Origin of the sequence: Pseudomonas sp. 5P_5.1_Bac1 (assembly GCF_025466015.1) — a bacterium.
Classification (GTDB): Bacteria; Pseudomonadota; Gammaproteobacteria; order Pseudomonadales; family Pseudomonadaceae; genus Aquipseudomonas.
Map to the genome: position 1 here is coordinate 306,650 of NZ_JANLNX010000091.1, position 12,460 is coordinate 319,109.

Annotated in this window: 11 protein-coding genes and 1 riboswitch; of the genes, 9 read left to right on the forward strand and 2 right to left on the reverse strand. The window is 64.0% G+C overall.

What is annotated here, in order from left to right; translation table 11 throughout:
* The first annotated feature begins 52 nt into the window (after window positions 1-52).
* Window positions 53-943, forward strand: coding sequence for a LysR family transcriptional regulator (locus tag NTD82_RS19780; RefSeq protein WP_262129948.1), 891 nt, complete (start codon window positions 53-55; stop codon window positions 941-943).
* A 119-nt stretch (window positions 944-1,062) separates the two neighbouring features.
* Window positions 1,063-2,334 carry a lipid IV(A) 3-deoxy-D-manno-octulosonic acid transferase gene (waaA, locus tag NTD82_RS19785; protein WP_262129895.1) on the forward strand — a complete coding sequence of 424 codons (1,272 nt, stop codon included), beginning with the start codon at window positions 1,063-1,065 and terminating at the stop codon, window positions 2,332-2,334.
* 55 nt (window positions 2,335-2,389) lie between these two features.
* Here waaA and NTD82_RS19790 read toward each other — a convergent pair whose 3' ends face one another.
* The gene (locus tag NTD82_RS19790; protein WP_095155918.1) at window positions 2,390-3,829 is read right to left on the reverse strand and encodes a TolC family outer membrane protein; all 1,440 of its coding nucleotides are present in this window, start codon (window positions 3,827-3,829) and stop codon (window positions 2,390-2,392) included.
* 142 nt (window positions 3,830-3,971) lie between these two features.
* A riboswitch (TPP riboswitch) is annotated at window positions 3,972-4,077 on the forward strand.
* A gap of 148 nt (window positions 4,078-4,225) precedes the next feature.
* Here NTD82_RS19790 and thiC point away from each other — a divergent pair.
* A complete protein-coding gene (thiC, locus tag NTD82_RS19795) occupies window positions 4,226-6,115 on the forward strand; it encodes a phosphomethylpyrimidine synthase ThiC (protein WP_095155919.1) in 1,890 nt (629 codons plus the stop codon).
* A gap of 80 nt (window positions 6,116-6,195) precedes the next feature.
* Window positions 6,196-7,524 (forward strand): putative hydroxymethylpyrimidine transporter CytX, encoded by a 1,329-nt coding sequence (gene cytX, locus NTD82_RS19800; protein WP_262129897.1) that lies wholly within the window; start codon window positions 6,196-6,198, stop codon window positions 7,522-7,524.
* On the opposite strand, the gene NTD82_RS19805 is transcribed toward cytX, so the two are convergent.
* On the reverse strand, window positions 7,493-8,239 hold the full coding sequence (locus tag NTD82_RS19805) for an RsiV family protein (protein WP_095155921.1): 747 nt from the start codon (window positions 8,237-8,239) through the stop codon (window positions 7,493-7,495). The genes cytX and NTD82_RS19805 overlap by 32 nt on opposite strands.
* Window positions 8,240-8,425: 186 nt before the next feature.
* On the opposite strand from NTD82_RS19805, the gene NTD82_RS19810 reads away from it, so the two are divergent.
* From NTD82_RS19810 to NTD82_RS19830, 5 genes are all read left to right on the forward strand, one after another.
* Window positions 8,426-9,043, forward strand: a complete 618-nt coding sequence (locus NTD82_RS19810; protein ID WP_095155922.1) for an NUDIX domain-containing protein — start codon at window positions 8,426-8,428, stop codon at window positions 9,041-9,043.
* A complete protein-coding gene (locus NTD82_RS19815; RefSeq protein WP_095155923.1) occupies window positions 9,034-9,486 on the forward strand; it encodes a DUF1249 domain-containing protein in 453 nt (150 codons plus the stop codon). The genes NTD82_RS19810 and NTD82_RS19815 overlap by 10 nt, the downstream gene beginning before the upstream one ends.
* Window positions 9,487-9,593: 107 nt before the next feature.
* Window positions 9,594-10,853 carry an FAD-dependent oxidoreductase gene (locus NTD82_RS19820; protein ID WP_262129899.1) on the forward strand — a complete coding sequence of 420 codons (1,260 nt, stop codon included), beginning with the start codon at window positions 9,594-9,596 and terminating at the stop codon, window positions 10,851-10,853.
* 76 nt (window positions 10,854-10,929) lie between these two features.
* Window positions 10,930-11,736, forward strand: coding sequence for a 3',5'-cyclic-AMP phosphodiesterase (gene cpdA, locus NTD82_RS19825; protein WP_095155925.1), 807 nt, complete (start codon window positions 10,930-10,932; stop codon window positions 11,734-11,736).
* Between the two features lie 105 nt (window positions 11,737-11,841).
* Window positions 11,842-12,450 carry a YqiA/YcfP family alpha/beta fold hydrolase gene (locus NTD82_RS19830; protein WP_095155926.1) on the forward strand — a complete coding sequence of 203 codons (609 nt, stop codon included), beginning with the start codon at window positions 11,842-11,844 and terminating at the stop codon, window positions 12,448-12,450.
* Window positions 12,451-12,460 lie beyond the last annotated feature (10 nt).

Consider the following 12,460-nt stretch of genomic DNA (forward strand, 5'->3'; position numbering starts at 1 on the left):
TGGCCAGATGCGGTAAAGTCATTTCCTATCGGGTTTGGAGATAGGTCGCATGATTCATCCGCAGTGGAATCTGGAGCAGGTGCGTCTGTTCGTCGAAGTGGCGGAGCAGCGTTCGTTTTCGGCGGTGGCCCGGGCCGAGCGGCGGGCGCAATCGGCGGTCAGCAGCGCCATCGCACTGCTGGAGGATGATCTGGGGCTGACCCTGTTCGAGCGTAGCAGCGGTCGCCAGCCGCAACTGACCGAGGCCGGCGAGGCGTTGCTTGAGGATGCTCGCGAGCTGTTGCGCCAGTGCGAGCGTCTTGAAGGCAGGGCCTCGGCGCTATTGCGCGGGCAGGAGCCATGCTTGCGGCTGGCCCATGACGAGGCGATGCCGTATTCGCCGGTGGTCGAGAGCCTGGATGAGTTGTCGCAGCGCTTCCCGTTGCTGGAAGTTCAGTTGGCCAGTAGCGCTCAAGGCGATGTCGCTCGCCAACTGGTCGAGCGGCGCGCCGACCTCGGCCTGATGTTCCATCACCAGCGTGTGCCGGATGCGCTGGAGCGTCGGGCACTGGGCAGTATCGAGATGGTCACGGTGTGCACGGTCGGGCATCCGCTGACGAAGCTGGAGCGGGTCACGTGTGAGCATCTGTCGCGCCACCGGCAGTTGCTGGTCAACCCGCGAGACAGCGGTTACGCCGGCGGCGAACCGGCCAGCCCGCAGGTGTGGCGGGCGGACAGTTTCTATGTCATGGCCGAACTGCTGATGCGCGGGCTGGGTTGGGCCTGGTTGCCGCGACATGTGGCGCAGTACCCGATGTATCAGCAGCACATGATCGAGCTGGACTGTGAATGGCATCCGCCGGCGTTGGTGGTGGAACTGGCGTGGCGTCGGGATGAGCCGCTGGGGCCGGCGGCGCAGTGGCTGGCGGAGCGGTTTGCGGAGCATCTGCGAGCGATGGGGTGAGGGGTCTTCGCGAGCAAGCTCGCTCCTACAATACAAACAGTGGGCTGCGGCGGCGCTTGCTCGCGATGGGCTGCACGGCGCCTCCAAAACCATCAGCACTCCTTGTAAACTTCCGCGCCATGAACAGAACCCTCTATACCTTGCTATTCCACATAGGCCTGCCGCTCGTCGCGCTGCGCCTGTTCCTGCGCGGGCGCAAGGCGCCGGCGTATCGCCAGCGCATCGCTGAGCGCTTCGCCTTCGGCCTGCCGCCGTTGCAGCCGGGCGGCATTTGGGTGCATGCGGTCTCAGTCGGTGAGAGCATCGCGGCGGCGCCGATGATCCGGGCGCTGTTGGAGCGTTATCCACAGTTGCCGATCACCGTGACCTGCATGACCCCGACCGGCTCGGAGCGGATCAAGGCCATGTTCGCCGGCGAGCCGCGCATCCAGCACTGCTACCTGCCGTATGACCTGCCCTGGGCGGCAGCGCGGTTCCTCGACCGGGCCAAGCCACGGCTGGCGGTGATCATGGAAACCGAGCTGTGGCCCAACCATATTCACCAGTGCGCCAAGCGCGGGATTCCGGTGGCGCTGGCCAACGCCCGCTTGTCCGAGCGCTCGGCCCGAGGCTACGCGCGGTTCGCCGGGCTGACCCGGCCGATGCTGGCGGAAATGAGCCTGTTCGCGGTGCAGACCGAAACCGAGGCCGAGCGCTTCCGCCAGTTGGGCGCGCGGCCTGAATGCGTGCAGGTGACCGGCTCGATCAAGTTCGACCTGAAGATCGATGAGCAACTGCTGCCTCGCGCACAAGCGCTGCGCGAACAGTGGGGCGCTGGTCAGCGGCCGGTGTGGATCGCCGCCAGCACCCACGATGGTGAGGACGCGCTGATGCTCGATGCCCACCGGCAACTGCTGGAAGTGCATGCCGATGCGCTGCTGATCCTGGTGCCGCGGCATCCGGAGCGTTTCGACGCGGTCTATGGGTTGTGCAGCGAGCAATTCGCCACGGTGCGCCGCTCTTCCGGTGCGTCGGTGGATGGTCAGACCCGTGTGTTGCTGGGTGACACCATGGGCGAGTTGCTGTTTCTCTATGCCCTGGCGGATATCGCTTTCGTCGGCGGCAGCCTGGTTCCGACTGGCGGGCATAACCCGCTGGAGCCGGCGGCGCTGGCGTTGCCAGTGATCATGGGGCCGCACGTGTTCAACTTCCTTGAGATAAGCGCGATGCTGCGCGAGGCGGGTGCCTTGCAGGACGTGGACGATGCCGAGGGTCTGGCGGCGGCGGTGCGGCGGCTGGTGGAGTTGCCGCAGGATGCGCGGAAGATGGGCGAGGCGGGCGTGGCGGTGATGCGGGCCAATCAGGGGGCGTTGCAGCGCTTGCTGGACGGGCTGGGGGCGCTGATCAGATAAATCGATTCAACCTGATCGCTGCGGTTCGGTGCCCCGAACCGCAGCGATGAGTGCCTTACGGCCGAGCCTCGAAATTGGCCTTGGCCGCTGCCGCCAGATCCGGTGGCAGGAAGTCCTTGTCCGGGTTGTAGTCCGGCTTCAGCCAGCGTCCCAGGTCTTGCAGGTCCTGCGGGCTCAACGTCCCCGCCGCCTGCCGCAGCCGCAGGTTGTCGAGGATGTAGTCGTAGCGGGTGTTGTTGTAGTCGCGCACCGAAGTGTAAAGCTGGCGCTGTGCGTCGAGCACGTCGACGATATTGCGCGTACCGACCTGATAACCGATTTCCGTAGCTTCCAGCGCGCTCTGGTTCGAGATGATCGACTGTTTGCGTGCTTGCACCTGCTCAACGTCGGTGTTGACCGCGCGGTGCAGGTTGCGGGTGTTTTCCACCACCTGGCGGCGCAGGCTTTCGCGCTGCTGCTCGGTCTGGCTCAGGCGCTGGTAAGCCTCGCGCACTTGCGAGCTGGTCAGGCCGCCGCTGTACAGCGGGATATTCAGTTGCAGGCCGATGGTGGTCTGCTCGACATCGCCACGGTACGACTGGCCGCCCAGGCTCGCGTTCGGGTTGGTGAAGCCGAGGCTGTCGTTGTCACCCTTCTGGTAGCGGGCCACCGCGTCGACGGTCGGCGCATGGCCGGCCTTGCGCTGGCGCAGGGTCTCTTCAGCGGCGCTGACGGCGTGGTTGGTGGCTTGCAGATTGAGGTTCTGCTGGGTGGCGGTGTCGACCCAGGCCTTGGCGTCGTTTGGCACCGGCACTTGCACCGGCAGGGTGTGGACGACGCCCTGCAGCGCGTTGTATTCGCGGTTGGTCAGCGTCACCAGGGCCTCGAAGGCGTCCTGCACGCGGCGCTCGGCAATCAGCCGGTTGGCCCGGGCGGTGTCGTAGCTGGCCTGGGATTGCAGCACGTCGGTCTTGTCCGAGAGGCCGACGTCGAAGCGCTCGTTGGACTGGTCGAGCTGGCGCTTGAATGCGGCTTCCTCGGCTTTGGTCGAGGCCAGGTTGTCCTGGGCGCGCAGCACCGCGAAGTAGTTCTCGGCGCTTTGCAGGATCAGGTTCTGCTCGGTGGCAGACAGCTCCAGCGCGGCCTGCTCGTTCACCGCTTCGGCGGCTTGCAACTGGAACCAGCGGTCGGCGCGGAAGATCGGCTGGGACAAGGTCGCCTGCCAGGAATTGCCGCTGCGGTTGGCGGTCACCGACGGTTGGTCGATGTGCGTGCGGCTGTTCATCATCTCGGCGCCAGCGGAGAGGTTCGGCAGCAGCCCGGCGCGCGCCTGGGGCACGACTTCACGGCGGGCGCCGTAGTCGGCGCGGGCGGCGGCGAGGTCGGCGTTATTGTTCACGGCTTCCTGGTAGACACTGACCAGGTCGGTCCTGGCCGACAGGGGTGCGTCTGCTGCCCAGGCCAATCCGTTGGAAGCAAAAGACACGGCAAGCGCCAGTGAAAGTTTGCGCAGCATAGGGCGGTCCTTGAACGAAGAGGGTAATTCAGCCCTGCGAGTGTAGTTGCGTGGACACTTTGCAACAATCTGACATTTGCGCCATTTATCGTGCCTGTGCTTGGAGGGTTGGCGTTTGCCGCGACTCCAGTCTAGACTGGCCGGGTTCTTGTCGGGGTGCCTTGCGTTGAGGCTGAGATCGGATAATTCCGGATCCCGTTGAACCTGATCAGGTTAGCGCCTGCGTAGGGAACAAGATTGCTCGCTTTCCCGCGAGCCCTCTTGTGCCGGGTCCGGGAAATGTCGAGTCAGCCTCCGTGGCAACAGACACCCCCGTATTCAGCACAGCACCGCCTCCGGTGCGTCCGTGCCTTCATCAGGTTCACTCCGACATCCAACCCGTCTGGAGAGCCTGTGATGACCAAACAAGAAAAATATCCCGCCAACCTGAGCGAGTCCGCGCAGGTCGATCAGCAGTCCGTACAACCCTTCACCCGTTCGCGCAAAATCTATGTCGAGGGCTCGCGCCCGGACATCCGCGTGCCGATGCGCGAAATCAGCCTGGATGACACCCCCACTGACTTTGGCGGCGAAGCCAACGCCCCGGTGCTGGTCTATGACACCTCCGGCCCGTACACCGACCCGAACGTCGTCATCGACGTGCGCAAGGGCCTGGGCGACGTGCGTTCGGCCTGGATCGACGACCGCGGCGACACCGAGCGGCTCGAAGGCCTGTCCTCCAACTTCGGCCAGCAGCGCCTGAACGACGTCGAACTGACCAAACTGCGCTTCGCCCACGTGCGCAACCCGCGCCGCGCCAAGGCCGGGGCCAACGTCAGCCAGATGCACTACGCGCGCAAAGGCATCATCACCGCCGAGATGGAATACGTCGCCCTGCGCGAAAACATGAAACTCCAGGAAGCCCGCGCCGCCGGTCTGCTCAAGCAGCAGCACGCCGGCCACAGCTTCGGCGCCAGCATCCCGAAAGAAATCACCGCCGAGTTCGTCCGCGAAGAGATCGCCCGCGGTCGCGCGATCATTCCGGCCAACATCAACCACGTGGAGCTGGAGCCGATGATCATCGGCCGCAACTTCCTGGTGAAGATCAACGGCAACATCGGCAACAGCGCCCTCGGTTCGTCCATCGAAGAAGAAGTGGCCAAGCTGACCTGGGGCATCCGCTGGGGTTCGGACACCGTGATGGACCTGTCCACCGGCAAGCACATTCACGAAACCCGCGAGTGGATCATTCGCAACTCGCCGGTGCCAATCGGCACCGTGCCGATCTACCAGGCGCTGGAAAAGGTCAACGGCGTGGCCGAGGACCTGACCTGGGAGTTGTTCCGCGACACCCTGATCGAACAGGCCGAGCAGGGCGTCGACTACTTCACCATCCACGCCGGCGTGCTGCTGCGCTATGTGCCGCTGACCGCCAAGCGGGTCACCGGCATCGTCAGCCGTGGCGGCTCGATCATGGCCAAGTGGTGCCTGGCGCACCACAAAGAGAACTTCCTCTACACCCATTTCGACGAAATCTGCGAAATCATGAAGGCCTACGACGTCAGCTTCTCGCTGGGCGACGGCCTGCGTCCGGGCTCCATTGCCGATGCCAACGACGAAGCGCAGTTCGGCGAGCTGGAAACCCTCGGCGAGCTGACCAAGATCGCCTGGAAACACGACGTCCAGTGCATGATCGAAGGCCCTGGCCACGTGCCGATGCAGTTGATCAAGGAGAACATGGACAAGCAGCTCGAGTGCTGCGACGAGGCGCCGTTCTACACCCTCGGCCCGCTGACCACCGACATTGCGCCGGGCTATGACCACATCACCTCGGGCATCGGTGCGGCGATGATCGGCTGGTTCGGTTGCGCCATGCTTTGCTACGTCACGCCCAAGGAGCACCTGGGCCTGCCGAACAAGGATGACGTGAAGACCGGGATCATCACCTACAAGATCGCTGCCCACGCCGCCGACCTGGCGAAAGGTCACCCGGGCGCGCAGATCCGCGACAACGCCCTGAGCAAGGCGCGCTTCGAGTTCCGCTGGGAAGACCAGTTCAACCTCGGCCTGGACCCGGACACCGCGCGCTCGTTCCACGACGAAACCCTGCCGAAGGACTCGGCCAAGGTGGCGCACTTCTGCTCCATGTGCGGACCGAAGTTCTGCTCGATGAAGATCACCCAGGAAGTACGTGAGTACGCCGCCAACCAGCGTATCGAAGCGGTGGACGTGGCGGTCGAGGACGGCATGCGCGAGCAGGCTGAGCGGTTCCGCCAGGAAGGCAGTCAGTTGTACAAGAAAGTCTGAGGAAAACCGGGGCCGCGCGAGCGGCCCCAATCGCTGGCAAGCCAGCGCCCACAGGTGCTGTGGGCGCTGGCTTGCCAGCGATGAATCCCTCGAATCAAACAATAAAACCTGCCGAGACCACTGTCGTGTCCACACCCAGCCACTACTCCCCCGACGCCCCCGTCCCCACCCACCAGCGCACCTTCGGCGCGCGTGACCTGTTCTCCCTGTGGTTCTCCCTCGGCATCGGCCTGATGGTGCTACAGACCGGTGCCTTGCTCGCGCCGGGCCTGGGCCTGGCCGGGTCGATCCTGGCGATCGGTCTGGGGACGCTGGTCGGGGTGCTGTTGCTGGCCGCCGTCGGGGTGATCGGCAGCGACACCGGCCTGTCGGCCATGGCTGCTCTGCGCCTGAGCCTGGGACGGCATGGCGCGGCATTGCCGGCGGTGCTGAACCTGCTGCAACTGATCGGCTGGGGCTCGTTCGAAATCATCGTCATGCGCGACGCCGCCAGTCTGCTCGGCGCCCAGTCGTTCGGCGAGAACAGCCTGTGGAACAGTCCACTGCTCTGGACCTTGTTCTTCGGCGGTCTGGCCACCTTGCTGGCGGTGAGCGGCCCGCTGACCTTCGTGCGGCGGGTGCTGCGCAAATGGGGGATCTGGCTGTTGCTCGGTGCCTGCCTGTGGTTGACCTGGAACCTGTTCGCCAAGGCCGATCTGGCGGACCTCTGGGCGCGCGCCGGTGACGGTTCGATGTCGTTGGCGGTGGGCTTCGATATCGCCATTGCCATGCCGCTGTCGTGGCTGCCGCTGATCGCCGACTATTCGCGCTTCGGCATGCGCGCCACCCGCGTCTTTGGCGGCACCGCGCTGGGCTTTTTCATCGGCAACTTCTGGCTGATGAGCCTGGGCGTGGCCTACACCCTGGCCTTCGCCCCGAGCGGCGAGGTCAACGCGCTGCTGCTGGCCCTGGCGGGCGCCGGGCTGGGTATTCCGCTGCTGCTGATTCTGCTGGATGAATCGGAAAATGCCTTCGCCGACATTCACTCGGCGGCGGTATCAAGCGGCCTGCTGTTGCGCCTGAAAGTGGAACACCTGGCCCTGGCGATCGGGGTGCTGTGCACCCTGATCGCCTGCTTCGCGCCGTTGGCGCAGTACCAGAACTTCCTGCTGCTGATCGGCTCGGTGTTCGCGCCGCTGTTCGGTGTGGTGCTGATGGATCACTTCGTCCTGCGCCGCCGGCGCCTGCCGCTGCACGTCAAGTCGCTGCACGGCGGCGCGCTGGTGGCGTGGGCTGGCGGGGTTGTGACCTACCATGCGCTGGCCAACTACGCGCCGGACGTCGGTGCAACCCTGCCGGCGCTACTGCTGGCGGGGCTGCTTTACGGCGTGCTGGGCTTCAACCGCGGCCGGGAAACAGCTCTGGCTTGATCACCCCGTTCAGGCGCGGGTAGGGGATCTTCAGTTCGACGTGGCCCATCACGTAAGGCGCGATGGCGTACACGTCGTACTTGAGCACCACGGCACCGTAGGTGAGGGCGATGTGTGGCGTCTGGCGGAACGGCCAGGTCTTCACGAACTCGGCATCCTGGTCGAGTTTGCTGCTGATCAGCCAGCCACGGTGCGCTTCCTCGGCGGTCTTCCAGAATGTCGCTTCCTGACCCGGCACCAGCATGTCCTGCAGGGTCAGGACCTTTTCCTGCTGGCGCGACCAGTTGATGAACGCGCGGCCCGGCGCGCCGTGGGCGCCGCCAGTGTCCAGATAACTGGACAGTTCGATGATCACCAGTCCGTCATGCTGCTCACGTACCTTGGCTTGCAGGTAAGTGCTGTGGCGGCTTTCGGCCGAGCGCAGGAAGGCATCTTCGTAGGCTTTGAGTGAACTCGGCACGGCAGCGCCGTCGCCGTCGCGGGTCAGTTGCAGCAGGCCGCGTTCGATGATCGGATCGAGCTGCGGCTCACCCGGGAAATGCAGGGTGTCGATGTTCACCAGTGGGCAATCGCTGGCGCTGCAACCGGGCTTGATGTGCTCCCAGGCGTCGCGCTTGACCTCCAGCGGCTTGCGCATGTTGGGCTGGAAAAAGCTCTGGCACGCCCCCAGGGTAAGGGCCAGGACAGCCACGGTGGTCAGTTTGACAAGTGTCATGATGATCCTTGTAGAACAACGGTGATCGGGCTTGGACCGTAGGCACTGCCTTCGGTTCGCCACTAAGCTTGAATAGACCGGCGGTGCCTATCCTCGCAGCCTCCGGGTTGACTTTAAAGAGGGTGAAAGCCGAGGGTACGCGGGGTAGGATGGCGCGAAGTAGCACGTGGGGTATTGGGGATTTTCATGACAGACAAAACGAACACCGTTCCGACCGCCGTTGAGATCGTCCGGCGCGAGAACTGTTTCCAGGGCTTCTACCGGCTGGACCGGCTGCACCTGCGGCATGAACTGTTCGCCGGCGGTATGGGACGCGAGATCAGCCGCGAGCTGTTCGTCCGTCACGACGCTGTGTGCGTTCTGCCCTACGACCCGCAACGCGACGAAGTGGTGCTGATCGAGCAGTTCCGTGTGGGCGCTCTGGACAAGGTTGAAAACCCCTGGCTGGTGGAGCTGGTCGCCGGTCTGATCGACAAGGACGAGCAGCCGGAAGAAGTTGCGCACCGCGAAGCGCAGGAGGAAGCTGGGCTCGTGTTCAGCGCGCTGTGGCCGATGACCCGCTACTTCCCGTCACCTGGCGGCAGCGACGAACTGGTGCATCTGTATCTGGGGCGTTGCAGCAGCGAGGGGGCTGGCGGGCTGCATGGCCTGGAAGAAGAGGGCGAAGACATTCGCGTGCGGGTCTGGGCATTCGAGGATGCCTTGCAGGCCGTGCGTGATGGGCAGATTGCCAATGCGGCGACGATTATTGCCTTGCAATGGCTGGCCTTGAACCGTGATGAAGTCAGGGGGCTGTGGTCGTGAACCTTGCACGCGAGCGTTATCGGGTCGATCTGGTTGGCTTGCAGGCTGCCTGCGAGGCCAATTACGCCCGCCTGATGCGCCTGCTGCCAGACATGCGCAACGCCACCAGTTCCCGTCGCATCGGCATGACCCAGGGCGACCAGATGCTGGGCGTGCTGACCCTGGAAGTGGTGCTGGCCTGCCCTTACACCACCACCTTGCGGGTTCGCCAGGAACACAGCCTGCCGTGGCTGCCGGTGCCGCAACTGGAAGTGCAGGTCTACCACGACGCGCGCATGGCCGAAGTGATCAGCGCCGAGCACGCGCGGCGTTTTCGCAGCGTCTATCCCTATCCCAACGAATCGATGCACCAGCCGGACGAGAAGGCCCAGCTCAACCTGTTTCTGGGCGAATGGCTGACGCACTGCCTTGCTTGTGGGCATGAGCTGGCGATCGTTCGCTGAATTGCGTACGAAATCTCTATACAGCCGTTTAGCGCCAAACTCTTAATCCTGACGTATGCCTCGCCTGCGTTTCATCACGCCTTTGTGATCGAACGCAGGAGAGAGGCATGCAAATCGCAGTGATTGGAGCGGGTTGGAGTGGTTGTCACGTTGCGCTGGAGTTGGCCGGGCGGGGGCATCGGGTCCTGCTGATCGAGCGTGAGCCGGACATTTTCAACGGGGTGTCCGGAAGCTTCGGCATCCGCCTGCATAAAGGGCCGCATTACCCGCGCTCGCGCTCGACGCGCGAAGTCTGCGCGGCGACGCTGGAGCGCTTCTGCGCCCACTACCCGGAACTGGTAGTGGGGCATGAGTACGCGGTGTATGCCCATGGCACGCTGGACGCAATCGGGCACCCCTCGAAAGTGTCGAACGAGGTATTCGCCGAGGTCTGTCACGAATCGCCGGAATGCCGTCAGATCGATCCTTCGGCGTGGGGCTACACCAACCTCGAAGCAGCCTACGACCTGGACGAGCCAAGCGCCGTGCTCGGCGGGCGTCTGCGCGACTACTTTCGTGCGCGGCTAGCTGCGGCGGGCATCGAGGTCCGCTGCAACAGCCAGGTCCTGGAAGCGGCCGAGTCGGCCGGACAGTTCAGGTTGCTGCTGGACGGTGGTGAGGTGGTGCAGGTCGATCGGGTGATCAACGCCACCGGGTATCAGTCACTGGTCCCGCAAATCGAGGCGGCGGCGCCCGAGACGGGGCTCGAAGTGGTTTATCAGGTCTGCCTTGGCTTGCAGTACGAAGACAGCCGGCCCGGGCTGAAGCCGATCTCGTTCATTGTCATGGACGGCTGGTTTCCGTGCCTGATGCCGCAAATAGACAGCCATGCCCAACAGTCCTGCAACTACGTGCTGACGCATGGCTGCTACACGATCCTGGGCTCTTATGCGACGCCCGCGCAGGCCGAGGCGCTGCTGGCGTCGCTGGATGACGCTTTCGTCGAGTCGCGGGTGCGCCCGCTCAGCGAGCAACAGATGTGCCGCTTCTGGTCGGGGTTCCTGCCGCGTTTCCGCTATACCGGCTGGAAGGGCGTAGTGCTGGCAAAGCTCAAGACGCGTTCGGAATTTCGCAGTTCGGTGGTGTTCGAGCAGGCGGGCATCATTCATGTGTTCCCGGGAAAAATCACCAATGTGCTGCAGGCGGGGGATGAAGTGCTGGCATTGCTTGAGGGCGAGGTTTGCGTGGAGCGGGATGGCCTGTGCTATGTGAAGGACGGGGTGCTGGACACCGCCCGGCACGAGATTCACAGCAGACCGCTGGTCGGTGAGGCGAACACTGCCGGGTTGCAGACCCATGAAATGTTGAGATCAACCGAACATGTGTGATCGGCCCCGCATTCCGGGGCTTGGCCCGGCCAATTGGCTGGCCGCATAATCTGGCCTTTCTTCCGAGGACTACGTCTTGCCGAGCACGAACCCCGAGGCGGCGCCGATTCTGTTGGTGCAGCTTTCCGACAGTCATCTGTTTGCCGATGCCGACGGCTCGCTATTGGGCATGAATACCCACGAGAGCCTGCAACGGGTGATCGAGCGGGTTCTGGTCGAGCAGGAGCGGGTGGACCTGGTGCTGGCGACGGGCGACCTTTCCCAGGATGGAACCGAAGCGTCCTACGAGCAATTCCGCCGTATGACCGCCGTCATCGATGCGCCGGCCCGCTGGCTGGCGGGCAATCACGACGAGCCGCTACCGATGGAGCGCGTCGCGGCCGGGACCGACGTGCTCGATCCGGTGACCGATATCGGCAATTGGCGGGTGTTGATGCTCAACTCGGCGATTCCCGGCTCCGTGCCGGGTTTTCTCGACGACAGCCAGTTGAGCCTGCTGAAACAGGCCCTGGAAAGTGCCGATGGACGGCATTGCCTGATCTGCTTCCATCATCAGCCGGTGTCCATCGGTTGCGCGTGGATGGCGCCGATCGGCCTGCGCAACCCCGAGGCGCTGTTTCAGGTGCTGAAACCTTATCCACAGGCCCGCGCGCTGCTCTGGGGCCATATCCATCAGGAGTGGGACCAACAAGTGGACGGTCTGCGGCTGCTGGCGTCGCCATCGACCTGCGTCCAGTTCGAGCCCGGCAGCGACGACTTCAAGGTCGACGAGCGCGCCCCCGGTTACCGCTGGCTGGCGTTGCACGACGACGGGCGGATCGAGACGGGCGTCTCGCGGCTGAAGGATTTCGCCTACACCGTGGACTACGGCAATGGTTACTGACGCATCAGGCAAACTCTAAAGCTGAATCATTTCCCGGTTAACAGGCTAAACTGCGCGTTTTTCTGCCCGGTCAATCCGGGCGATTCACCTGAGACTGGGGGCGGAATGTCGGGCTCGATCCTTTACATCCACGGTTTGAACAGCGCGCCGAGCTCCATGAAGGCCAGCCAGTTGCAGGCCGTCATGACACAATTGGGCCTTGCCGGGCAGTTGCGCGTTCCGGCCCTGCATCACCATCCGCGCCAGGCCATTGCGCAACTCGAAGCTCACATTGCCGAACTGGGCCAGCCCTTGCTGGTCGGCAGTTCCCTCGGCGGCTACTATGCCACCCATCTGGCCGAGCGCCACGGGCTGAAAGCACTGCTGATCAACCCGGCGGTCAACCCGCATCGGTTGTTCGACGGCTACCTGGGCACCCAGACCAACCACTACACCGGTGAAACCTGGGAGCTGACCCACGACCACGTGCAGGCCCTGGCCGAGCTGGAAGTGGCGCCGCCTGTCGACCCGGCGCGTTACCAGGTCTGGTTGCAGACCGGTGACGAAACCCTCGATTACCGCCACGCCGAACGCTTCTACCGGGCCTGTGCCCTGCGTATCGAAGCCGGCGGCGATCACAGTTTCCAGGGCTTCGCCTTGCACCTGCCGGCACTGCTGAGTTTTGCCGGCATTGATCCGCAGGCGTATCAAAGCCTCGATTTTTCTGTATTTTGATTGCTTATTT

Excerpts from the sequence above, each read along its gene's own strand:
- NTD82_RS19810 (WP_095155922.1), top strand. The coding sequence starts at position 8,426 with ATGACAGACAAAACGAACACCGTTCCGACCGCCGTTGAGATCGTCCGG.
- NTD82_RS19805 (WP_095155921.1), bottom strand. The coding sequence starts at position 8,239 with ATGACACTTGTCAAACTGACCACCGTGGCTGTCCTGGCCCTTACCCTG.
- NTD82_RS19830 (WP_095155926.1), top strand. The coding sequence starts at position 11,842 with ATGTCGGGCTCGATCCTTTACATCCACGGTTTGAACAGCGCGCCGAGC.
- thiC (WP_095155919.1), top strand. The coding sequence starts at position 4,226 with ATGACCAAACAAGAAAAATATCCCGCCAACCTGAGCGAGTCCGCGCAG.
- waaA (WP_262129895.1), top strand. The coding sequence starts at position 1,063 with ATGAACAGAACCCTCTATACCTTGCTATTCCACATAGGCCTGCCGCTC.
- NTD82_RS19820 (WP_262129899.1), top strand. The coding sequence starts at position 9,594 with ATGCAAATCGCAGTGATTGGAGCGGGTTGGAGTGGTTGTCACGTTGCG.
- NTD82_RS19790 (WP_095155918.1), bottom strand. The coding sequence starts at position 3,829 with ATGCTGCGCAAACTTTCACTGGCGCTTGCCGTGTCTTTTGCTTCCAAC.
- cytX (WP_262129897.1), top strand. The coding sequence starts at position 6,196 with ATGAATCCCTCGAATCAAACAATAAAACCTGCCGAGACCACTGTCGTG.